The sequence below is a fragment of the Allobosea sp. 2KB_26 genome, from assembly GCF_052115715.1.
In the GTDB taxonomy this organism is placed as follows: domain Bacteria; phylum Pseudomonadota; class Alphaproteobacteria; order Rhizobiales; family Beijerinckiaceae; genus Allobosea.
Map to the genome: position 1 here is coordinate 323,842 of NZ_JBFRHE010000001.1, position 21,245 is coordinate 345,086.

General features: G+C 64.8%; 20 protein-coding genes and 1 other RNA gene. 11 read left to right on the forward strand and 10 right to left on the reverse strand.

Going from position 1 to position 21,245, the window contains the following annotated elements; translation table 11 throughout:
• Positions 1-305: 305 nt before the first annotated feature.
• Entirely contained in the window at positions 306-770 is a 465-nt protein-coding gene (locus tag AB4099_RS01610; protein ID WP_441476795.1) for a MarR family winged helix-turn-helix transcriptional regulator, read from the reverse strand.
• 172 nt (positions 771-942) lie between these two features.
• On the opposite strand from AB4099_RS01610, the gene AB4099_RS01615 reads away from it, so the two are divergent.
• Both AB4099_RS01615 and AB4099_RS01620 read left to right on the forward strand, forming a co-directional pair.
• A complete protein-coding gene (locus AB4099_RS01615; RefSeq protein WP_113513797.1) occupies positions 943-1,368 on the forward strand; it encodes an organic hydroperoxide resistance protein in 426 nt (141 codons plus the stop codon).
• Between the two features lie 129 nt (positions 1,369-1,497).
• Positions 1,498-2,451, forward strand: a complete 954-nt coding sequence (locus tag AB4099_RS01620; RefSeq protein WP_113513800.1) for an MBL fold metallo-hydrolase — start codon at positions 1,498-1,500, stop codon at positions 2,449-2,451.
• A 46-nt stretch (positions 2,452-2,497) separates the two neighbouring features.
• Here the strand turns inward: AB4099_RS01620 and rnpB are convergent.
• Together rnpB and AB4099_RS01630 are read right to left on the reverse strand one after the other, a co-directional pair.
• Positions 2,498-2,889, reverse strand: an RNA gene (gene rnpB / locus AB4099_RS01625) — RNase P RNA component class A.
• A gap of 59 nt (positions 2,890-2,948) precedes the next feature.
• Positions 2,949-3,575 (reverse strand): lytic transglycosylase domain-containing protein, encoded by a 627-nt coding sequence (locus AB4099_RS01630; RefSeq protein WP_113513803.1) that lies wholly within the window; start codon positions 3,573-3,575, stop codon positions 2,949-2,951.
• Positions 3,576-4,039: 464 nt separating this feature from the next.
• On the opposite strand from AB4099_RS01630, the gene AB4099_RS01635 reads away from it, so the two are divergent.
• The 6 genes from AB4099_RS01635 to AB4099_RS01660 all read left to right on the forward strand — a co-directional run bounded on the left by AB4099_RS01635 (position 4,040) and on the right by AB4099_RS01660 (position 10,441).
• On the forward strand, positions 4,040-4,789 hold the full coding sequence (locus tag AB4099_RS01635; RefSeq protein WP_441476796.1) for a TerB family tellurite resistance protein: 750 nt from the start codon (positions 4,040-4,042) through the stop codon (positions 4,787-4,789).
• Complete coding sequence (locus AB4099_RS01640) at positions 4,786-5,571, forward strand: N-acetylmuramoyl-L-alanine amidase (protein ID WP_441476797.1); 786 nt, start codon at positions 4,786-4,788, stop codon at positions 5,569-5,571. Before AB4099_RS01635 ends, AB4099_RS01640 begins: the two co-directional genes overlap by 4 nt.
• Before the next feature lie 125 nt (positions 5,572-5,696).
• Positions 5,697-7,361, forward strand: a complete 1,665-nt coding sequence (locus AB4099_RS01645) for an efflux RND transporter periplasmic adaptor subunit (protein ID WP_441476798.1) — start codon at positions 5,697-5,699, stop codon at positions 7,359-7,361.
• A 10-nt stretch (positions 7,362-7,371) separates the two neighbouring features.
• Positions 7,372-8,121: an ABC transporter ATP-binding protein gene (locus tag AB4099_RS01650; RefSeq protein WP_441476799.1), complete on the forward strand. Its 750-nt coding sequence runs from the start codon at positions 7,372-7,374 to the stop codon at positions 8,119-8,121.
• Complete coding sequence (locus AB4099_RS01655) at positions 8,118-9,350, forward strand: ABC transporter permease (protein ID WP_441476800.1); 1,233 nt, start codon at positions 8,118-8,120, stop codon at positions 9,348-9,350. Before AB4099_RS01650 ends, AB4099_RS01655 begins: the two co-directional genes overlap by 4 nt.
• Positions 9,351-9,469: 119 nt before the next feature.
• Positions 9,470-10,441, forward strand: coding sequence for a diguanylate cyclase domain-containing protein (locus AB4099_RS01660; protein WP_441476801.1), 972 nt, complete (start codon positions 9,470-9,472; stop codon positions 10,439-10,441).
• Positions 10,442-10,447: 6 nt separating this feature from the next.
• Here the strand turns inward: AB4099_RS01660 and AB4099_RS01665 are convergent, their stop codons facing one another.
• Complete coding sequence (locus AB4099_RS01665) at positions 10,448-10,813, reverse strand: winged helix-turn-helix transcriptional regulator (protein WP_113513820.1); 366 nt, start codon at positions 10,811-10,813, stop codon at positions 10,448-10,450.
• Between the two features lie 122 nt (positions 10,814-10,935).
• Here AB4099_RS01665 and gstA point away from each other — a divergent pair, with 122 nt between their 5' ends.
• Positions 10,936-11,544 (forward strand): glutathione transferase GstA, encoded by a 609-nt coding sequence (gstA, locus tag AB4099_RS01670; protein ID WP_113513822.1) that lies wholly within the window; start codon positions 10,936-10,938, stop codon positions 11,542-11,544.
• 14 nt (positions 11,545-11,558) lie between these two features.
• Positions 11,559-11,969, forward strand: a complete 411-nt coding sequence (locus AB4099_RS01675; RefSeq protein ID WP_441476802.1) for a nuclear transport factor 2 family protein — start codon at positions 11,559-11,561, stop codon at positions 11,967-11,969.
• 93 nt (positions 11,970-12,062) lie between these two features.
• On the opposite strand, the gene AB4099_RS01680 is transcribed toward AB4099_RS01675, so the two are convergent.
• The 5 genes from AB4099_RS01680 to AB4099_RS01700 all read right to left on the reverse strand — a co-directional run bounded on the left by AB4099_RS01680 (position 12,063) and on the right by AB4099_RS01700 (position 19,772).
• Positions 12,063-12,485, reverse strand: coding sequence for a GNAT family N-acetyltransferase (locus AB4099_RS01680; RefSeq protein WP_441476803.1), 423 nt, complete (start codon positions 12,483-12,485; stop codon positions 12,063-12,065).
• Entirely contained in the window at positions 12,485-16,240 is a 3,756-nt protein-coding gene (gene metH, locus AB4099_RS01685; RefSeq protein WP_113514059.1) for a methionine synthase, read from the reverse strand. The genes AB4099_RS01680 and metH overlap by 1 nt, the downstream gene beginning before the upstream one ends.
• 129 nt (positions 16,241-16,369) lie before the next feature.
• Positions 16,370-17,281 (reverse strand): methylenetetrahydrofolate reductase [NAD(P)H], encoded by a 912-nt coding sequence (gene metF, locus AB4099_RS01690; protein ID WP_441476804.1) that lies wholly within the window; start codon positions 17,279-17,281, stop codon positions 16,370-16,372.
• Entirely contained in the window at positions 17,281-18,297 is a 1,017-nt protein-coding gene (locus AB4099_RS01695; protein WP_441476805.1) for an ArsR/SmtB family transcription factor, read from the reverse strand. Before AB4099_RS01695 ends, metF begins: the two co-directional genes overlap by 1 nt.
• A 125-nt stretch (positions 18,298-18,422) precedes the next feature.
• Positions 18,423-19,772 carry an aminotransferase-like domain-containing protein gene (locus AB4099_RS01700; protein WP_441477653.1) on the reverse strand — a complete coding sequence of 450 codons (1,350 nt, stop codon included), beginning with the start codon at positions 19,770-19,772 and terminating at the stop codon, positions 18,423-18,425.
• 159 nt (positions 19,773-19,931) lie between these two features.
• Here AB4099_RS01700 and AB4099_RS01705 point away from each other — a divergent pair, with 159 nt between their 5' ends.
• Complete coding sequence (locus tag AB4099_RS01705) at positions 19,932-20,795, forward strand: DMT family transporter (RefSeq protein ID WP_113514065.1); 864 nt, start codon at positions 19,932-19,934, stop codon at positions 20,793-20,795.
• Positions 20,796-20,945: 150 nt separating this feature from the next.
• On the opposite strand, the gene AB4099_RS01710 is transcribed toward AB4099_RS01705, so the two are convergent.
• Positions 20,946-21,149 carry a cold-shock protein gene (locus AB4099_RS01710; RefSeq protein ID WP_043233603.1) on the reverse strand — a complete coding sequence of 68 codons (204 nt, stop codon included), beginning with the start codon at positions 21,147-21,149 and terminating at the stop codon, positions 20,946-20,948.
• Positions 21,150-21,245 lie beyond the last annotated feature (96 nt).

Below are 21,245 nucleotides of genomic sequence, written 5' to 3' on the forward strand. Positions count from 1 at the left end.
GGCGGGTTCGAGGCCTCCCATCGAAGCAGGCATAGCAGGGCCGAGACGCAAGATCCGCGCGGCACACGGACCTTGTTCTGCGTTCTGCCTGCCGGCTTCGACGGGATGATTTGGGATAGCATGGGCAAATATGGGCGTCAATGGAATCGCGTTTGCCGACGCAGTGACGCCGGCCCTGGTTCGCATCACAGCCTGTTAAGGTTAAGCATCCGTAAGCGTGGGCGTTTTGTCGGGAATCCGGGACGCAGAAGCGCCGCCTGCGGCATCTCGACCGGGCGACCTCGACGAAAAATGTCGGACCGGCTTTACGCGGGTCCGCCGGCAGCCTTGAGCAGCGCCTGGCGCAGCGCGTGCAGGTCTTCGGTCAGCGCAGCGACCCGCTCCGCCGAACCACCGATCGCGCAGCCCATGCTTTCAGGCACGCGACGAGCCTTCTCGCTGAGCGCCCGCCCTGCTTCGGTCAGGCTCAGCCGGACCTGCCGCTCATCCTCGCGGCCGCGCTCGCGGCGGACCAGACCAGCGATCTCCAGTCGCTTGAGCAGCGGCGTCAGCGTGCCGGAATCGAGCATCAATCGCTCGCCGATCTCCTTCACCGTCACGCCGTCATGATCCCATAGGACAAGCATGACGAGATATTGCGGGTAGGTCAGGCCAAGTTCGGCGAGCACCACACGATACAGGCGGGTGAAGGCATGCCCCGCTGAATAGATCGCGAAACAGAGCTGCTCCTCCGCCTTCGGAAGCGGGGTGGCGGGAACCTTCGGCGTCATCATCTCATCGTTTGGCATGGAGCAACGGGCCCTTCAAACTTCAGGCTTCGCGCAGCCCGATCACCGATCCGTGATGCGGCTATCATCTTGTTGACAATTCAATTGCGCACAATCTAAATCGACACGCAAGTTCCCCGAAGCCCCAAATTCCCCGAAGCCAAGGAGTTCGACCATGAAGATCCTCTACACCGCTCATGGCTCCGCCACCGGCGGACGCGAAGGCCAGGCAGCCACCGACACGGGCAACGTCAAGCTGGTGCTGAACACGCCGAAGGAGTTGGGCGGCGGCGGCGGCGACGGCACCAATCCCGAGCAGCTCTTCTCGATGGGCTATTCCGCTTGCTTCCTGGGTGCGCTGAAGTTCGTCGCCGGCAAGGAGCAGGTGAAGATTCCGCCGGAGGCGCGCGTCAGCGCCGATGTCGGCATCGGCCCGCGCGATGACGGCACCGGCTTCGGCATCGCCGTGAAACTGACCATCTCGGTCCCGGGAGTCGACAAGGCCGTGGTCGAGGACCTCGTCAAGAAGGCGCATATCGTCTGCCCGTATTCTCACGCGACACGTGGAAATATTGACGTCGATCTCCAGGTTGCGGCCTGAGGCGGAGCTGCTCATCTGAACACTCGTGGCCGGGCGCCGGCCCGACCACGAGACGATCAAGCCCGACGCAGGACAGGCGCCGGCATCGTTTCCGGAAGCCTTCGATCCCTCTCGCCTCTGGAACAGACCATGTTCAACCGTCGCAATTTCCTGGCCGGCGCAGCTGCAACCAGCATGCTGCCCGCCCTGCCTGCTCTTGCCCGCGCCCCGCAAGCGGCGGCGCAGGTTGCAGGCATCTATCGCCGCAAGGTCGGCGATATCGAAGTCACTGCCATTCTCGATGGCTATATTCCATTGAATGCCCAGGCCTTCCTCGGCGCGGACCCCACCCAGGTCAAACAGATCCTGGCCCATGCGGGTCTGGGCGAGAGCCTGCCGACCTCGGTCAACGCCTTCGTCGTCAATACCCGCGAGCGGACCTATCTCGTCGACACCGGAACCGGCCTCAACATGGCTTTCGGCCCGACGATGGGACGCGCCGAAGGCAATCTGCGCGCAGCTGGCATCGACCCGGCACAGGTCGATGCGGTGATCCTGACGCATGCCCATCCGGATCATGCCGAGGGCCTGCTGACGGCGGAGAAGACCGCACGCTTCCCCAATGCCGAAGTGATCATCAATGAGACCGAACATGCCTTCTGGCATGACGAGGGCGTGCTCGCCCAGGCGCCGGCCGAAGCCAAGCCCTTCTTCGCCTCGGCCCGCAATGCGCTCGCACCCTATGCGAGCCGCACCCGCAAGGTGCAGCCCGGCGAGGTCGCGCCCGGCCTCAGCCTCGAGCTTGTACCGGGCCATACGCCCGGTCACAGCCTGCTCCGGATCAGCTCAAGCTCCGAGCAGCTCATGCTGGTCGGCGATACCATCCACAATGCCGTGATTCAGACGGCACGCCCCGACATCGCCTTCGTGTTCGATCTCGATGGCAAGCAGGCAGCGGCCTCGCGTAAACGCGTGCTCGACATGGTGGCGAGCGACGGCGTCCTGATCACCGGCTCGCATATCGCTTTCCCGGGCTTCGGCAAGGTGATGAAAGACGGCGCGGCCTTCAAGTTCGTGCCGGCCGAGTGGACCTACGCATTGTAGAGACGCAAAGAGCGGCATAAGCCGCTCTTTGCCCGGCGGGGCTGAAGGTGCCAGCCGGCCTGTAAGCCGGGTTCTGGATGGCCGGCGCATTGCTGCACCGACGTGACGGCCATTCCTCTGGGACGCACATTACTGCGCGCCTCGAGCAACCAACCCGGACGACCAGGCCTGGAAACCGGCCCCCTCCCCCTTGCGGGAGAAGCATCGTCCCTATTCGGTTTTGCTCCCGGTGGGGCTTGCCATGCCGTCCCCGTTGCCGGGTCCGCGGTGCGCTCTTACCGCACCTTTTCACCCTTACCCCACGCCGAGGCGCAAGGCGGTTCGATCTCTGTGGCGCTTTCCCTGGGGTCGCCCCCGCCGGACGTTATCCGGCACCGTGTTTCCGTGGAGCCCGGACTTTCCTCCCCCGCGAACGGGAGCGGCCGTCCGGCCGACTGGCAGCGGCGCTAGTGCGCCCTCCCCCTGCCCGCGTCAAGCGAAGCGGGAGAGGTTGCCCGTCAATTCTGTGCGCTGATCGTGCGGACCTTGGCGCAATAGGTGCGGTTGGCGCCGCTCATACGCTGGGCCATGTGCCCGCTCTGGTATTTCATCACCGTACGGCAGGTGTCGCCACCGGCCAGGCGGTAGGCTTCCGCCAGATACTTCACCGCATAGCGGGCATTGGTCTCGGCATCGAGCAGACCGCTGGCGCTGCCGGTATAGCCCATCCCGCGCGCGGTCTGGTGGCGGATCTGCATCAGCCCCAGATTGCCGGCATTCGAGGCGCGGGGGTTATAGCGGCTTTCGATGCGCACGACCGCGTCGGCCAGCGCAAACGGAACGCCATTGGCGGCAGCATGGCGCGCCACGATCGCTTTGAGCCCATCGGCTCCAGCCGGAGCGGCCAGCGCCGCACGACGGTGGGCGCCCGCCTTGGAGCGGTTTCCACGTTCCGCCGGAGCGGAGGCCGCGGCCTTCGACGTCGCCGAACCGGCCTCCTGTGCAGATGCCTCACGCTTGATTTCCGCGTCCCGGACAATGAAGGCGAGAGCATCGCTCTCGCTGTTCGTAGCAGCCTTGGCAGACTGCAAAGAGGCGAGGCAAATCACGAGCGCGGCAGCTGCACCGCTGGAGGTATATTTCATCTTTTGTGGACCCCATCCATCAGAAAGGCGTTTGATGGGGAGACCGAACTGATCGGAGAATGTGTTGATAATCTGACGTCAGGCAGCGCGAATCTAAGCTATACTCCCTAACAATTTTTATTAATGCCTTTACTACGATAGAGGTATACCCCGTGTATTATCAGACACCGCGAACACGCTGCCAAAGCGTTCGCAACCGGGGCGAGCCGAATCAAACCATTGCCCCATTGCTGACGTATTCCGGGTCGGAAGCCGCATTTATCCTCATTTTCCACGACCCGGAGGATCGCGCGGCCACTGGGAGAGCCCCCGAGCGAGTGCTGGCACACCTGTCCGCTCGATATCTGCCATACCCAGGTTCGCTTCGCCTGGCGCATCCCGGTGGTTTTCGTAGGACTGGGCTTGGATGCCTCGGCTGGACCGGGCAAACTGCGCGCGGGGCTGAATCGGGAGTTGCCTGAACGATGGTTTCGTCTTTTTGGGGCGCGCTCGGTGGCGGCGGCCTTGGACTGGCGCTGGGCGGCCCGCTCGGCGCGCTGGTTGGCGCGCTTGCCGGCCATGTCCTGGTCGATCGCGAGGGAGCGCCCTTCGGCCCCGCGCCGCGCGAGCTGATTTTCACGACCGGACTGGTTGCCCTTTCCGCGAAGATGGCCCGCTCCGACGGTGTCGTCACCCGCGACGAGATCGCGGCCTTCCGGCGCATCGTGATCGTGCCTCCTGAGCAGGAGGCACGGATCGAGAGCCTGTTCGATCTCGCCAAGCAGACAAGCGCCGGCTTCGAGGCCTACGCGACGCAGATCGCCGAGAGCTTCAAGGACGAGCCGGCGCTGCTGGAAGACGTGCTCGACGGGCTCTTTCTGATTGCCGCGGCCGACGGCGCGATCCACGAGGCCGAGCATGCCTATCTGCGCCATGTGGCCGAGATATTCTCGATCAATGCCGCCGGCTTTGCCCGCATCGAAGCGCGCCATATGCGACGGCCGGACGATCCTTATCTCGTGCTCGGCGCCAGCCGGGAGATGAGCGATGCCCAGCTGAAACAGCACTACCGCCGCCTCGTCGCTGAAAATCACCCCGACCGCGAGATCGCACGCGGGCTGCCCGAGGAAGCGATCGCAATCGCTACGCGTCGCCTTGCTGCCATCAATGCCGCCTGGGATCTGATCGAGAAAGAGCGAGGCCTCGGCACCGCCAGACTTCCGGAGCCCGCATGAGCCTCGTTGCCACGCCCGACAGCCGCTTCGCCGCAAAGGTCTTTCCCTCGCCGAACCACGGCGAGCGCAAAGACGCAAACGGCGCCCTCAGACGCCCCGACATGCTGATCCTGCACTACACCGGCATGAGCGACGCAGGCGCAGCGCTGCAATGGCTCTGCAACCCGGTCTCGCAGGTTTCCTCGCATTATTTTGTCTTCGAGAACGGCCATGTGCTGCAGCTTGTCCCTGAAGGCCGCCGCGCCTGGCACGCCGGCGCCTCGCATTGGGGCGGCGAAACCGATATCAATTCCTGTTCGATCGGCATCGAAATCGCCAATCCCGGCCATCCCGGTGGCCTGCCCGATTTCACGTCGGAACAGATGATCGCCACACTCAACCTGAGCCGCGACATCTGCGAGCGCTGGAGGATTCCGCCAGAGCGGGTCCTCGCCCATTCCGATATCGCACCCGGCCGCAAGATCGACCCCGGCGAGAAGTTCCCATGGCGGCAATTCGCGGAGGGCGGCGTCGGCATCTGGTCCGAGCCGGCCCCGATCCGTGGCGGTCGCTTCTTTGCGCGCGGCGAGAGTGGCCAGCCGGTGGAGGCGCTGCAGGCGATGTTTGCCATGCTGGGCTATGGCGTGACGGTCGACGGCATCTATGACGAGAAGTTCGAAGCTGTCGTCGCAGCCTTCCAGCGCCATTGGCGGCAGGAGAAGGTTGACGGCGTCGCCGACGCCTCGACGATCACGACGCTGCGCGACCTGGTGGCGATGACGCGGGGCGCGCGGATGGCATGAGCCGAGAGCTGGGCGCAGGCACGCTCCAACATTGCAGTAAGTTAACTCGCCTGCATGTTCGCTTTCTGGCATCGTCCGGACCCTGCGAACTATGTCCGGCTGCGCCGGGTGACGGGGACAATGACTTGCGCAAACTGGTGATCGCTGCCGGCCTTGGTCTGACCGCCGCAGCAGCAGGCTATTGGGCAATCCGTCCCACAGGGGGAGCAGCGAGCGACGTCGCCTATCGTACGGCGTCGATTGATCGGGGCCAGATCACCGCAGCCGTTCGCGCCACCGGAACATTGACCCCGATGACCACCGTCCTGGTCGGCTCGATGCTGTCGGGCCAGATCGTCGAGATCCTTGCGGACTACAATTCGCAGGTGAAGGCCGGTCAGGTCGTAGCCCGGCTCAACAGCGACCAGATCCGGACGCGGCGCGATGCCGCCGCCGCCGATCTCGCCCAGGGCAAGGCCGACCTTATCGTCAAGCGCGCCCAGCTCGACCGCGCCAAATCGAGCCGTCTCAAGGCCAATTCAACCGTCAAGGATCTTGAAGCACAGCGCGATCGCGTCGCCGCCCAGTTGGCCGATGCAAAACGCACATTCGAACGGCAGAACGAGCTCTTCAATCGCAACACCGGCTCGCAGCAGAACCTGGACAGTGCCCGAACCCAGGTCGAGATCCAGACCGCCACGCTCGCCTCGACCGAGGCCCAAATCTCCTCGGCCAAGGCCGAACTCAACGGGCTCGACGCCGACATCCTGCTGGCCGAGGGGCAGCTTCAGTCCGGCGAGGCCCTGATCGCCAGTCGCGAAGCCAAACTCAAGGACATCCTGATCGATCTCGACCGAACCGATATCCGTTCGCCGGTCGATGGCGTCGTGGTGCAGCGCCAGGTCGATCTCGGTCAGACCGTCGCCGCCTCGCTCTCCGCACCCGTCCTGTTCCAGATCGCGCAGGACCTGCGCGAGATCGACATCTACGCCAATATCGACGAGGCCGATGTGGGCCGCCTCCAGCCTGGCCAGCCCGTCTCCTTCACAGTCAACGCCTATCCGAACCGCACCTTCGAAGGTCGCGTCAACATGGTGCGGCTGGGTGCGCAGACCATCCAGAACGTCGTCACCTATACCGGTGTCGTGCGCGTCGAGAACCGCGACATGGCACTGCTACCGGGCATGACGGCCAATATTCAGGTGGTCACGGAAGATCGCAGCAACGCATTGCGTGTCCCCAATGCAGCCTTGCGCTTCCGCCCGCCCGGTCAGACGGCAGGACCTGCAGGCGCCGCTGTGTCCCCATCGGGAAGTCCGCAAGCCGGACGCGGGGGCGCCCGCGCCGTCACCGCGCTGCGCGAGCGTCTCGAAACAGAGCTGCAGCCGACGGCCGAACAGAAGCAGGCGATCACCGCGATCCTCGAGGAGCGCCGCGGGCCCGGTCGCGCCGCGATGGCGGGCCTCTCCGAGGATGAGCGTCGTGCTGCCTTCCGCGCCGCTCGCAGCGAAATGCGCACGAAGATCTCGGCCGCCCTCGATCCGGAACGCCGCGCCAAGTTCGAGGCCATGATGGAGGAAGGCCGCGTGTCCTCGCAAAGGGGAGTTCCCGGACGCGTCTATGTGCTCGATGGCGAGGGCCAGCCCAAAGTGATCCAGCTCATGCTCGGCCCGACCGACGGCGCCTATACCGAGATCGTCTCCAGCGACCTCAAGGAGGGCATGCAGGTCCTCGTCGGCGGCGGCCCGCGCAGCGCTGCCGCAGCTGAACCCGCCGGCCGCCCACCGGTACGCGGACCGCGTCTGTTCTGAAGGCAGCCTCATGGCCCTGATCGAAGTGCATGAACTCAGCCGGATCTACAGCCTCGATTCCGGCAGCGTGGTCGCGCTCGACCGGGTGTCGCTTGAGATCGAGGCCGGCGATCTTGTCGCGGTGATGGGGCCTTCCGGCTCGGGAAAATCCACGTTCATGAACCTGATCGGCTGCCTGGACCGGCCGACCGGCGGCCATTACCGGCTCGATGGGGTCGCCGTCGAAACCTTGTCGAGCGATGGCCTGGCCGAGCTGCGCAATCGCAAGCTCGGCTTCGTCTTCCAGCAGTTCAACCTGCTGCCCCGCGTCGACGCCTGTGCCAATGTCGAACTGCCGATGGTCTATGCCGGTCGCGACCGCAAGATACGCCGCGAGAAGGCACTGGCCGCGCTTGGACGCGTCGGGCTGGCGGAGCGCGCTCATCATAGGCCGATGCAGCTCTCCGGCGGCCAGCAGCAGCGTGTCGCCATCGCCCGCGCGCTGGTGAACGAACCGCGCCTTCTGCTCGCGGACGAACCGACCGGCGCACTTGACAGCCGGACCGCGCTCGAAATCCTGGCCCTGTTCCAGGACCTGAACCACGAAGGCGTGACCGTCGTCATCGTCACCCACGATGCCGAGGTCGCGCGCCATGCGCGGCGCGTCATTCGCTTCCGTGACGGGCACATCCTCTCCGATCAGCGGCAGGAGCCCGCCGACGCCCGTGCCGCGCTGACAGCGCTCGACCACGCGCCGCCGGCAGCGGAGGTCGCGGCATGAGCCTTTGGGAAGCCATCCGCTCGGCTCTCTCCGCCATCGGCGCCAACGCTCTGCGCTCGGCCCTGACGATGCTCGGCATCATCATCGGCGTCGCCGCCGTCATCGCCATGGTTGCGATCGGCTCCGGCGCGCGTGAACGCGTCACCGGACAGATCAAGTCGCTGGGTGCCAATCTCGCCATCATCCAGTCCGGCAACGTCACGCAAGGGGGTGTCAGGCTGGGCGCCGGGGCCTCTTCGACCTTGACCGACGAGGATGCCCGCGCAGTCCTTGCCGAGGTCGAGAACGTAACGGCTGCAGCGCCCGTCATCGTCACCCGCGCCCAGGCCGTCTATGCCGGTACCAACTGGTCGACACAGATCACGGCGACCGATCTCGATTTCTTCACCGCGCGCGAATGGGGCGTGGCCGAGGGCCGGCTGTTCGAGCCGGAGGAGTTGCGGCGCGGTGAGATCGTCGCCGTCATCGGCCAGACCGTGGCCAAGAACCTCTTCGGCGAGCAGGATCCGCTCGACCAGATGTTCCGCATCCGCAATGTGCCGTTCAAGGTCATCGGCATGATGGCGCCCAAGGGCCAGTCTGCCCTCGGGCAGGATCAGGACGACGTCATCTTCGTGCCGCTCGACACCGGTCGACGCCGGATCATCGGCCGCAACTATGCCCGCGATCGTTCAGTCCAGACCATCATGGTGAAATTTGCCAGCGAGGACGCGATCGCTCCCGGCATCGCGGACACGACTGCTCTGCTGCGCCAACGCCACAGGCTTCCCGAAGATCAGGACGACGATTTCATCGTCCGCAACCTGACTGAGATCGCCAACACAGCGACGGCCGCCGCCACCACCCTCTCCTGGCTGCTCGCCGCCGTCGCCGCCGTTTCGCTGCTGGTGGGCGGCATCGGCATCATGAACATCATGCTGGTCTCGGTGACCGAGCGCACCCGCGAGATCGGCTTGCGGCTCGCAGTCGGTGCGCGCCAGCGCGACGTGCTCGCCCAGTTCCTGATCGAGGCCACGACGCTCGCGACCATCGGCGGCGCCGTCGGCATCGCACTTGGCGTCGGTGCGGCTCTCACCATCGCCCGCATCGCCAACTGGCCCTCGGTCATCTCGATCGAGACGATCCTGATCGCAGTCGGCGTCTCCGGGATGATCGGCGTCTTCTTCGGCTTCTATCCGGCGCGACAGGCGGCACGGCTCGACCCGATCGAAGCTCTGCGGCGGGAATAACGCGAACGCGAATCCCTGTGGCAGAAAGACCCCGTTAATCATCATCGCCTAGCGTCGACAGTATCGCAGCCGAACGCGCAACGCTGGTTGCTTGGCGCGTATGCCGAGACCTGAAACCCATGTCGCTGCACGACGCCGAAGCCAGACGCCTTTACGATCAGGCCGCGCAATTGGCTGGGATCGGCGCCTGGGAATGCGAACTCGCCACCGAACAGCTTGCCTGGACAGAGGGCGTCTACGATCTCTTCGGCCTGCCGCGTGGCTCGACCCTGCACCGCCCATCGACCGTCGACCTCTACACGAACGACTCGCGCACCGAGATGGAGCGACTTCGCAGCACGATGATCCGCACCGGCAGGGGCTTCGTCCTCGATGCCAGAATTCTGACCGCCGGAGGGATCAGCCGCTGGATGCGCCTGAGTGCCGACATCGCGCTCAAACAGCAACGCCCCTGGCGCATTTACGGCGCCAAGCAGGACATCACGAGCGAGAAGCAGATGTGGCAGGGCCTGCGTCAGCTCGCCTATAGCGACCCGCTCACCGGCCTCGCCAACCGCCGGGCGTTCGAGGCGCAGCTCTCCGAACTGCGGCGCATCCCGGCTGATGGCAGCGCCCTCGGCACGCTCGCCCTCATCGATCTCGACATGTTCAAGCCGATCAATGACCATCTCGGCCACGCCGCTGGCGATGAATGCCTGCGGCAAGTGGCCCTGCGGTTGGAGGCCACGCTGAGCGACGCGTTGACGATCGCCCGCATCGGCGGAGATGAGTTCGCGCTGCTGATCTGCTCGACCGCCGGCTGGTCTCATATCCAGCACCGACTGAACCAGGCCCTCGCGGCGCTCTCGCGCCCTGTCACCTGGAACGGGCGTCTGATCGAGATCAGTGCCTCGATCGGAGCGACGATGCTGCTCCCGGGCCGACACCATGATCCCGACCGCAGTTTCGCCGAAGCCGATTCTGCGCTCTATGTCGCCAAGGCGTCGGGCCGCAATCGGCTGCATCTCTTCGGCGAGCCCTTGCAAGCACAGCCCAGCGCGGACGCGATGCGGGGCGCCCTTGCGGAGATGAGAGAGCTTCGCGCGGGCTGATGCGCTTCAGGCGGCCTCTGCTGCCTGCCCCATGCGTTCCTTAAGACGCAGCCCGACCGCAACGATCGCCTCGATCGCCGGCATCAGCTCCAACCCGAGACCGGTCAGCCCATACTCGGCCGACGGCGGCGAGCTCGGCAGGATTCGCCGCTCGACGATGCCGCGGCTTTCGAGATCACGCAGGCGCTCGCTCAACATCTTGGCCGAGATCAGCGGCATGTCATGGCGCAGCTCGCCGAAGCGGCGCGGACCGGCGCTCAGATACCAGATCACATTCGGCGTCCAGGCTTTGCCGAGCACCTGCATGCAGGTGCCGACGGCGCAGGTCGGCGGCGGAGTTTTCGCCCGATTCTTCCGTATCTTCAACGCCATGCGAGGCTGCCTCCGGTTACCGGAATGATACCGGAAAATGCAGTAACGACAAGTTACTGGGTATACAGAAGTTATCGCCCTGCCTACCCCTGTGCTCACTGGTCAACACGGAGACGCGCACCATGAAGCTCTACTACGCCCCCGGCGCCTGCTCGCTCTCGCCCCACATCGCGCTGCGTGAAGCCGGCCTGCCATTCACCCTCGAGAAGGTCGACACCAAGACCAGGACGACCGAGACCGGCACCGATTTCACCACGGTCAACCCGCGCGGCTATGTACCGGCGCTGCAACTCGACAGCGGCGAGGTGCTGACCGAAGGTGCGGCGATCGTCCAGTATATCGCGGACCTGAAGCCCGAGACGGAGCTCGCGCCAAAAGCCGGAACTCTGGCGCGCGCGCGCCTGCAGGAGGAGCTCAATTTCATCGCCTCCGAGTTGCACAAGGCCTTCGGGCCGCTGTTCAGCACCACGATTGGCGACGATGCCAGGCGCGAAGCCAAGGAGAAGGTCGCCCGGCGCTTCGGCGACGTCGAGCAGAAGCTCTCGGACGGTCGTCCCTATCTTCTCGGCGAGACCTTCAGCGTCGCCGACGCCTATCTCTTCGTCGTCACGAACTGGGCGAACCATACTGGCGTTGCGCTCGATGCCTGGCCGAAGCTCCAGGCCTTCATGCAGCGTCTGACGGGCCGCAACACCGTGCGCCAGGCGATGCAAGCCGAGGGCCTCATCTGAAGGAGGCGCCTGCGATGGATGCCCGCTTTGCCGAAATCGTCGAGGTCCTGACGCACTATTTCGATGGCCTCTATCACAGCGATGCCGGCAAGCTCGCCGGGGTCTTCCATCCGCAGGCGATCTACGCCTGCGCCAGCGAGGGCAGCCTCACTCATCTGACCATGGACGCCTATCTGCCCATGGTCGCAAAGCGCCCCTCCCCGGCCAGCCGGGGCGCGGCGCGGCAGGACCGCATCCTCTCCATCGAATTTGCCGGGCCAGTGACCGCCCTCGCCCGCGTCGCATGCGCCATCGGGCCGAAATCTTTCACCGATCTGCTCAGCATCGTCCGGCTCGACGGGCGCTGGCAGATCATCGCCAAGGTCTTTCACGTCGATCTGGCGGCGCCGTCTCCTTGGCCGTGCGGTCCGCGAGGTGGGGCCTGAGGGCTCGCGATCGGCGGCGTCCCCGTCACCGAGTTCGGCCGCCTTCGGGCTAAAGCGCCGAGGCAATCACGCTCGCGCCGGGGCGAAGCGAGCCTAGGCCGGTCCGAGCGGCTTGACGAAGACGGCCTGGCCGTCGAGCGAAAGCCCCATGTCGCGCCAACCATGCTGGCGGTAGAAGCGGGCGGCGCGGGTCGTCGCGCCTGTCGTCAGGTATGCTTGCCGGTGACCGTTCCCCGCAAGCCGCTCCAACGCCGCATCCAGGAGTGCGCGACCGTGGCCGTGTCCTTCGTGATCGGGATCGATGAAGAGCGCCCAGATGAGAGCCGTCTGATGATTGGCGCAGGTGAAGCCGACAACCTCGCCGCCCTCCTCGCTGACGAGGAAGATGGCCTGCTCAATATACCAGGCGACCTCCTCATCGCTGACCTTGGAGGGGTCGCTGAGCACGTTCTCCTTCACGGCCTGCCGGATCACGCCGATGCGTGGCAGATCGGCTGGGGTAGCCGCTCGCAGCATCACTCGGCAGCCTCAAGCCGATAGGCACTGGGCTCGTAATTGAGGATTGGCGCAAGCCAGCGCTCGACCTCGTGGATCGCCATGCCCTTGCGCGCCGCATAATCCTCGACCTGGTCGCGCTCGACCTTGGCAACACCGAAATAATAGGCGTCCGGGTGCGACAGATAGAGTCCCGAAACCGAGGAGCCCGGCCACATCGCAAAGCTCTCGGTCAGCTTCACGCCGACCCGCCGCTCAGCCTGCAGCAACTCGAACAGCGTTTCCTTCTCGGTGTGATCGGGCTGGGCCGGATAGCCCGGCGCCGGCCGGATGCCGCGATATTCCTCGCGGATCAAATCCTCATTGGCGAGGTTCTCGTCGGGGGCATAACCCCAGAACTGCGTGCGAACGAGCTGGTGCATGCGTTCGGCCATCGCCTCGGCGAAGCGGTCGGCCAGCGCCTTGACCATGATCGAGCGGTAATCGTCGTTGTCGCGGGCGAATTTCTCGGAGATGCGCTCCTCCTCCGCTCCCGCCGTCACGACAAAGGCGCCGATATAGTCGGGCCGCTCGATGCCCTCGGGCGCGACGAAGTCAGAAATGCACATGTTGGGCTTGCCGTCGCGCTTGGAAAGCTGCTGACGCAACCCATGGAAGGTCGCGAGCGTGTCCTGGCGGCTCTCACCGGTATAAAGCCGGATGTCGTCCCCGACGGCATTGGCCGGCCAGAAGCCGATCACCGCCTTGGGATTGAACCAACGCTCCTCGACGATCCGCTTCAGCATCGCCTGCGCATCGTCCCAGAGCGCACGTGCCGCCTCGCCCTGCTTCTCGTCCTGCAAGATCGCAGGGAAGCGTCCCTTCAACTCCCAGGTCTGGAAGAAGGGCGTCCAGTCGATCACCGGCACGAGATCGGCGATGTCATAGGTCCGGAACACGCGCGTGCCGAGGAAGCTAGGCTTCGGTGGCATGTAGTTCGCCCAATCCGCCTTGAAAGCGTTGGTCCGCGCCTTCACCAGCGGCAGACGCTGCTTGTCGGCCTCGGAGCGACGATGGGCGGCGGCGACCTTGGCGTATTCGCCCTTCACGCCCTCGATATAGGCCGGCTTCTGGTCCTGCGAGAGCAGGCTCGAAACGACGCCGACAGCGCGCGACGCGTCGGTGACATAGACCGTCTGGCCCTGGCTATAGGCCGGGTGGATCTTCACCGCCGTATGCACGCGGCTGGTCGTTGCGCCGCCGATCAGGAGCGGAATATCGAAACCCTCGCGCTCCATCTCGGAGGCAACGGTGACCATCTCGTCGAGCGAAGGCGTGATCAACCCGGAGAGGCCGATGATGTCGACCTTCTCCTTGCGCGCGACATCGAGGATCTTCTGCGTCGGCACCATCACGCCGAGGTCGATAACCTCGTAATTATTGCACTGCAGCACGACGCCGACGATGTTCTTGCCGATGTCATGGACATCGCCCTTTACCGTCGCCATCAGCACCTTGCCGGCGGCCGAACGCTCGGAACCACCGTTCAGGCGCTTCTCCTCCTCCATGTACGGCATGAGATAGGCCACCGCCTGCTTCATCACGCGGGCGGATTTCACCACCTGCGGCAGGAACATCTTGCCGGCGCCGAACAGGTCTCCGACCACGTTCATGCCGGCCATCAGCGGCCCTTCGATGACATGAAGCGGCTTCTCGGCCGCGGCGCGGGCCTCCTCCACATCGATGTCGATGAAGGCGGTGATGCCGTTGACCAGCGCGTATTCCAGCCGCTTCTCGACCGGGTTATCGCGCCAGGCCATGTCCTTGCCGGAAATCGCGACCGACCCGTCGCCCTTGAAGCGAGGGGCGGCATCGAGCAGCCGCTCGGTCGAATCCTTGCGACGGTTGAGGACGACATCCTCGCAGAGCTCGCGCAGCTCCGGATCGAGGTCGTCATAGGAGCCGAGCTGGCCCGCATTGACGATGCCCATGTCCATGCCGGCCTTGATGCAGTGGTACAGGAACACCGAATGCATCGCTTCGCGGACCTTCTCGTTGCCTCGGAACGAGAAGGACAGGTTCGAGACGCCGCCCGAGATATGGGCATGCGGCAGGGTCTCGCGGATCGCCCTGGTCGCCTCGATGAAGTCGTTGCCGTAGTTGTCGTGCTCCTCGATGCCCGTCGCGACGGCAAAGATGTTGGGATCGAAGATGATGTCCTCGGGCGGGAAACCGATTTGCTCGGTCAAGAGCTTGTAGGCCCGCGTGCAGATCTCGATCTTGCGCTCGAAGGTGTCGGCCTGGCCGGTTTCGTCGAAGGCCATCACCACCACCGCCGCACCGTAATTGCGGCAGATACGGGCGTGCTCGAGGAAGGCCTCCTCGCCTTCCTTCATCGAGATCGAATTGACGATCGGCTTGCCCTGAATCGTCTTCAGACCGGCTTCGATGACGTGAAATTTCGACGAGTCGACCATGATCGGCACGCGGGAGATATCCGGCTCCGAGGCGATCAGATTGCAGAACTCGGTCATGGCCTTCTCGGAATCGAGCAGGCCCTCGTCCATGTTGATATCGATGACCTGCGCGCCATTGGCGACCTGGTCGCGTGCGACATCCAGCGCGGCAGCGAAGTCGCCATCCTTGACCAGCTTGCGGAAGCGGGCCGAGCCGGTGACGTTGGTTCGCTCGCCGACATTGACGAAGGGAATGGTCTCGTCGAGCGTGAAGGGCTCGAGCCCAGCCAGCCGCAGATAGCGCTTGATCTCCGGCACCGCGCGCGGCGGCTTGCCGGCGACGGCTTCCGCGATCGCGCGGATATGGCCGGGCGTCGTGCCGCAGCAGCCGCCGACGACATTGACGAGCCCGGCATCGGCGAATTCAGCCAGCATGCCGGCCGTCGCCTCGGGGCTTTCATCATACATGCCGAATTCATTGGGCAGGCCGGCATTCGGATAAGCGCAGATCAGCGTATCGGCAACGCGCGACAGATCCTTGATATGCGCCCGCATCTCACGCGCACCGAGCGCACAGTTGAGGCCGACCGTCAGCGGCGCGGCATGGCGGATCGCATTCCAGAACGCTTCGGTGGTCTGGCCCGAGAGCGTGCGCCCTGAGAGGTCGGTGATCGTGCCGGAGATCATCACCGGCAGGCGCAGGCCCTTCTCGCGATAGACCTCCTCGATCGCAACGATCGCAGCCTTGGCATTGAGCGTGTCGAAGATGGTCTCGACCAGGATCAGCTCGGAGCCACCATCGATCAGGCCACGCACCTGTTCGGCATAGGATTCGCGCACCTGATCGAAGGTCACGGCGCGGAAGCCGGGATTGTTCACATCCGGCGAGATCGAGAGCGTGCGGTTCGTCGGCCCGATCGCGCCGGCGACGAAGCGACGGCGCCCATCGGCCTTCTGAGCGAGAGCGGCCGCTTCGCGCGCCAGCTTCGCCGAGGCGACGTTCAGCTCGTAGGCCAGCGCCTCCATGCCGTAATCGGCCTGGGCGATCTGCGTTGACGAAAACGTGTTGGTTTCGACGATATCTGCACCCGCCTGGAAATAGGCGAGGTGGATTTCGCGAATGGCGTCCGGCTGGGTCAGCACCAGCAGGTCGTTATTGCCCTTGAGATCGTGGTTCCAGCCCTTGAAGCGCTCGCCGCGGAACTCTGCTTCCGAGAGCTTCAGGTTCTGGATCTGCGTCCCCATCGCACCGTCGAGCACGAGGATGCGCTCGGACGCGGACTGACGAAGCGCGCGCTCGACCTCGGTGCCATCGACCTGGCTGGGATTGTAGTCTGACATCGCGAACGCCTTCGTCATGAAACTCTGCTCGTATGGTCTTCCCGTCATTGCGAGGAGCAAAGCGACGAAGCAATCCAGAGGCCACTGAAGACAGGCTGGATCGCTTTGCTCCCAATGACGGCTGGCACGCTACTCCGCGGCCGCCTGCTGCTGGGCGGTCCTGTCCGGCTTCAAGCCGACCAGATGGCAGATCGCATAGACCAGGTCAGCCTTGTTCATCGTGTAGAAATGCAAGTCGGAGACGCCGCGGTCGACCAGGTCGAGCACCTGCTCGGCGCAAACCGCGGCCGCCACGAGCCGGCGCGTCGCGGCGTCGTCTTCCAGGCCCTCGAACCGGTCGGCCAGCCATTGCGGCACGCTCGCGCCAGTCTTGGTGGCGAAGCTCGCCGTCTGCTTGAAATTCAGGACGGGAACGATGCCGGGCAGGATCGGAATGTCGATTCCCCGCGCCCTGACCTTGTCGAGATAGCGGAAATAGACGTCGTTATCGAAGAAGAACTGCGTGATCGCCCGGGTCGCACCGGCATCGACCTTCTTCTTCAAGGCATCGATATCGGCATCGAGCGAGGCGGCTTCCGGATGTTTTTCGGGATAGGCCGAGACCGTCACCTCGAAATCGCCGACGCGCCGGATCCCGGTAACCAGATCAGAGGTCTGGTGATAGCCCTGCGGGTGCGGCTCGTAGACCGTTCCGAGTCCACCGGCCGGGTCACCGCGTAGCGCCACGATATGGCGCACGCCGGCCGCCCAATAGGAGCGGATGACGTCGTCGACCTCGGCACAGGTGGCGGAAACGCAGGTCAGATGCGCTGCCGGCTTCAGCCGGGTCTCGTCAACCATGCGTTTGACGGTGTTGTGGGTGCGCTCGCGCGTCGAACCGCCCGCGCCATAGGTCACCGACACGAAGGTGGGTCCCAGCGGCTCGAGACGGCGCACGCTCTCCCAGAGCGTCGTCTCCATCTCCGGCGTCTTCGGCGGAAAGAACTCGAAAGAGACGCTGGGCCGGCGGGTGCCGTGCCGGCTGGGGCGAAACGCATTCATCAAGCCACCTCGAAACTGGAATTCTGGCGCAGCGGGAAATCCCCCTGCACGCGCCGGTCACGTCCACGCCAGAGCATCACGGAGAGTTGGCCGGACGCCCCCTCGGCCGAGGTCACCTCTTCGGAGAGATCGCAGCTCAATCCCGCCTCCGCAAACCAGCCGGCGATCTGGGCCCGCGAGAAACCGAGCCGGCGATGCGCGTGCTCTGTTCGCAGGAACTCCATCTCGTGCGGCGCGAAATCGACCACGATCAGCCGGCCGCCGGGAGCGAGCATCGCGGCCGCCTCGCGCAATGCGCGGCCGGGGTCATCGAGGAAATGCAGAACCTGATGGATGATGACGAGATCGAAGGCCCCGCGCGCGAAAGGCAAGGCGTGAATATCACCCTGTCGCAGCTCAACCCGGGACAGCCCGGCCTTCTCGAGATTGGCGCGTGCCACGGCGAGCATGGCATGGCTGGCATCGACACCGATGGCACGGCCGAATTTCGGGGCGATCCGCTCCAGCATCCGGCCGGTCCCCGTGCCGAGGTCGAGCATCGCGCCGGACGAGCCTTCCCCGGCCGCCGCCTCGACCGCCGCCTCGACGGCATCGTCTGGGACATGCAGCGAGCGCAGCCGGTCCCAGTCTCGCGCCACGCTGGCGAAATAGGATTGCGCCGCCTCGGCGCGCGTGGAGCGAACGGCCGCGAGCCTCTCGCGGTCCGCAGCGAGCTCCGGATCCGCCCGATCTAGCCAGGCAGCCAGGGAGGCCGCGAAGGCGCCGCCCGCTCCCGATTCGTCGAGCCGAAAGAAGGCCCACGCTCCCTCGCGATAGCGTCGCACCAGCCCGGCCTCGGCCAGGAGCTTGAGATGGCGGGAAATGCGGGGCTGAGACTGCCCGAGAATATCGGTCAGATCAGAAACGGAGAGCTCGCCCTCCGCCAACAGCGCCAGGATGCGCAGCCGTGTCTCCTCGCCAGCCGCGCGCAGGCCCGCAAGCAAGGATGACGAGGACAACGTCGTGGGTTGGCGCAAGGGATCAGCTTTCGAAATTCAGAAAAACATATAAAGATATCTTTATGTTAAAAGAGCAGAAAGTGCAAGCGCCTTCCTTGCGTCAGCGAGATCCTGCGCCCCCGCTCAGCCAATGTCGGCATCACTCAGCGCCGCATCGCCGCTTCGAGCGCTGTGTAGATGCGCGGGTCCGACGATTGCGCGACGTTGAAGCGCAGGAATCGTCCCGCCGTCAGCGACACGCTGAAGGCATTTCCGGGGGCAAGGACGATATTCTCCGCCAGCACGCGTTGCGCGATCTCGGCGGCATCCAGCCCGTCCGGCAGGCGACACCACAGGAACATCCCGGCACGCGGCTCGATCCACGGCTCGATTCCGATAGCTTTCAACCGCGCGCAAGTTTCCGTCATGGCGCGCGCCAACCGGCCGCGCAGCCCGTCCATGTGCTTGCGATAGGCGCCATCCTTCAAGGCGCCCAGCACGAATTCCGCCGAGACCCGGCTGGCCCCGAAGGAGGTGGCGATCTTGAGATCGGTCAGCCCCTCGATCCAGTCGCGCCGGGCCGCGATGAAGCCACATCGCAGCGAGGCCGACAGCGTCTTGGAGAAGCTGCCGATATGCACGACCCGATCGAGCCCATCGAAGGCGGCAAGCCGCGGCGCCGGCTCCAGCTCGAAATCGGCAAAGATATCGTCCTCGATGATCGTCAACCCTGACTGCTCAGCCAATTTGAGCACCCGATGTGCAATCACGGGAGACAGCACGGCTCCCGTTGGATTGTGCAGCGCGGAGTTGGTAACGTAGAGCCGTGGCCGATGCTCTGCGAGCACCTGTTCGAAGCGCACGATATCGGGACCGTTCGGCGTATAGGGGACACTGACGACCCTGGCCCGATGAGCCCGCAGCAGGGCCTGGAAGTTGAAGTAGCAGGGGTCGTCGACCACTACCGTGTCATCCGGTTCGAGCAGGAAGCGGCAGAGCAGGTCGATGGCCTGGGTTCCGGACTCGGTCAGCACGATCTGGTCCGGCCGGGCCTCGATGCCATGCTCCGCCATGCGCCGGGCGAGCAGATGGCGCAACGGCAACAGCCCGAGCGGCGTGCCATAATCGGCCAATGTGGAGGCATCGGCGCGCGAGAGCGATCGCAACGCTCTGCGCAGGCTCTCCTCCGGCAACCATGATGCGGGAAGCCAGCCGCAGCCGGGCTTCAGGAAATCCTCGCCGGTCTCCAGCGATTGTCGCGAGACCCAGAGCGGATCGACCGCACGGTCAAGCCGCGGTCCGATCTCCGCCAGCGACAGCGGTGGCAGATGACCCGCGACATAGAAGCCCGAGCCGCGGCGCGAACGGATCGCCCCCTCTGCGGCAAGCCGGTCATAGGCCTCGACCACCGTCGACTTCGAGACGCCCATCGTGTCGGCAAAGCCACGGATCGAGGGCAGTCTGGCCCCCGGAGCCAGTACGCGCCCCGCCATGCGCTGGCGAACAGCCTGCATGACACGCCCGACAAGCGTGCCGTCATCATCCAGGAGCGTCACTCAATCACCTAATTGTATTGCCTCTTGCAGCATGACAGTTTGCATCAACTGTCATGCGCCGTCTCTGGCAAAAAACGCATATCCCGGCGAATGCAGGCCGCGAACGGAGTCTTCCTGATGGACAAGAGCATGAGCGGTTGGATCAACGGCTTTCTCGGCGTGCTGATCTTCAGCGCTTCGCTGCCTGCAACGCGTGTTGCCGTGGTCGATCTCGACCCTGTTTTCCTGACCGCTGCACGCGCTGCAATCGCCGGCCTGCTGGGCCTGTGCCTGCTCCTCGCCTTCCGGCAGACGCGGCCGCAACGGAGCGACGTTCTCCCGCTCATCGTGGTCGCGCTGAGCGTTGTCGTCGGCTTTCCGCTGCTGACGGCGTTGGCGCTGAAACATGTCAGCTCGGCCCATTCGATCGTCTTCATCGGCCTCCTGCCGCTGGCAACCGCGAGCTTCGCCGTCCTGCGCGGCGGCGAACGTCCCCGCCCAATCTTCTGGCTGTTCTCCTGCCTGGGCAGTGCGCTCGTCGCAGGATTTGCAATGACCCAGGGCTTTGTCGCCTCCCCGGTCGGAGATCTGCTGATGCTCGCCGCGGTCATCATCTGCGGCCTCGGTTATGCCGAGGGAGCGCGACTGTCGCGAAAGCTCGGAGGCTGGCAGGTGATTTCCTGGGCGCTGGTGCTCTCCCTGCCGGTCATGGTCACGCTCAGCGCATGGACTTTTCCGGTCTCGCTTGCCGATGTCGGGCGGCCTGCCTGGATCGGCCTCGCCTATGTCTCGGTGTTCAGCATGCTGGTGGGGTTCGTGTTCTGGTATCGCGGCCTGGCACAGGGCGGCATCGCCGCCGTCGGCCAGCTGCAATTGCTGCAGCCCTTCTTCGGGCTGATGCTCGCCGCACTGCTGCTGCATGAGGCCGTGAGCTGGCCCATGATCGCAGTCAGCGCCGGCGTGGCACTCTGTGTGGCGGGCGCGAAACACTTCGCACGGTAGCAAGCGCACAGTCACCCGTGCCGTGAAACCACCCCGGCACCCGCGGGATCTGGAGAAAGCCCCAAATCCCGATCAGTGAATGGGCCGCGCGCGACCGCCCATCATAGCGGCCGTTTCACGGGTCGCTATGAGCGCGCGAGGCCCGAGAGGTCAGAGCAGCTGGAGCGAGCCTGCCGCCGTTTTGCCGCGTTCGGTTTTCAAATCGAACGAGACTTTCTGTCCTTCCGTCAGAGTCATCAGGCCCGCTTCTTTCACGGCCGTGATGTGTACGAACACATCCTTGCCGCCATCCGAAGGCTGAATGAATCCGAAGCCCTTCTCAGTATTGAACCATTTCACGGTTCCGGTCGCCATAGCCGCATCCCCTGAAGCCAGCGTCTTGCGGATCTTCGGATGCATGCATCCGAATGCCCGACCAGAGGAGGATTGACCGAAAACACAAAGATGTCG

What these genes read in the sequence shown, in the direction of transcription:
- AB4099_RS01610 (WP_441476795.1), bottom strand. Translation starts at nt 770, where the DNA reads ATGACGCCGAAGGTTCCCGCCACCCCGCTTCCGAAGGCGGAGGAGCAG.
- AB4099_RS01615 (WP_113513797.1), top strand. Translation starts at nt 943, where the DNA reads ATGAAGATCCTCTACACCGCTCATGGCTCCGCCACCGGCGGACGCGAA.
- AB4099_RS01620 (WP_113513800.1), top strand. Translation starts at nt 1,498, where the DNA reads ATGTTCAACCGTCGCAATTTCCTGGCCGGCGCAGCTGCAACCAGCATG.
- AB4099_RS01630 (WP_113513803.1), bottom strand. Translation starts at nt 3,575, where the DNA reads ATGAAATATACCTCCAGCGGTGCAGCTGCCGCGCTCGTGATTTGCCTC.
- AB4099_RS01635 (WP_441476796.1), top strand. Translation starts at nt 4,040, where the DNA reads ATGGTTTCGTCTTTTTGGGGCGCGCTCGGTGGCGGCGGCCTTGGACTG.
- AB4099_RS01640 (WP_441476797.1), top strand. Translation starts at nt 4,786, where the DNA reads ATGAGCCTCGTTGCCACGCCCGACAGCCGCTTCGCCGCAAAGGTCTTT.
- AB4099_RS01650 (WP_441476799.1), top strand. Translation starts at nt 7,372, where the DNA reads ATGGCCCTGATCGAAGTGCATGAACTCAGCCGGATCTACAGCCTCGAT.
- AB4099_RS01655 (WP_441476800.1), top strand. Translation starts at nt 8,118, where the DNA reads ATGAGCCTTTGGGAAGCCATCCGCTCGGCTCTCTCCGCCATCGGCGCC.
- AB4099_RS01660 (WP_441476801.1), top strand. Translation starts at nt 9,470, where the DNA reads ATGTCGCTGCACGACGCCGAAGCCAGACGCCTTTACGATCAGGCCGCG.
- AB4099_RS01665 (WP_113513820.1), bottom strand. Translation starts at nt 10,813, where the DNA reads ATGGCGTTGAAGATACGGAAGAATCGGGCGAAAACTCCGCCGCCGACC.
- gstA (WP_113513822.1), top strand. Translation starts at nt 10,936, where the DNA reads ATGAAGCTCTACTACGCCCCCGGCGCCTGCTCGCTCTCGCCCCACATC.
- AB4099_RS01675 (WP_441476802.1), top strand. Translation starts at nt 11,559, where the DNA reads ATGGATGCCCGCTTTGCCGAAATCGTCGAGGTCCTGACGCACTATTTC.
- AB4099_RS01680 (WP_441476803.1), bottom strand. Translation starts at nt 12,485, where the DNA reads ATGCTGCGAGCGGCTACCCCAGCCGATCTGCCACGCATCGGCGTGATC.
- metH (WP_113514059.1), bottom strand. Translation starts at nt 16,240, where the DNA reads ATGTCAGACTACAATCCCAGCCAGGTCGATGGCACCGAGGTCGAGCGC.
- metF (WP_441476804.1), bottom strand. Translation starts at nt 17,281, where the DNA reads ATGAATGCGTTTCGCCCCAGCCGGCACGGCACCCGCCGGCCCAGCGTC.
- AB4099_RS01700 (WP_441477653.1), bottom strand. Translation starts at nt 19,772, where the DNA reads ATGCAGGCTGTTCGCCAGCGCATGGCGGGGCGCGTACTGGCTCCGGGG.
- AB4099_RS01705 (WP_113514065.1), top strand. Translation starts at nt 19,932, where the DNA reads ATGGACAAGAGCATGAGCGGTTGGATCAACGGCTTTCTCGGCGTGCTG.
- AB4099_RS01710 (WP_043233603.1), bottom strand. Translation starts at nt 21,149, where the DNA reads ATGGCGACCGGAACCGTGAAATGGTTCAATACTGAGAAGGGCTTCGGA.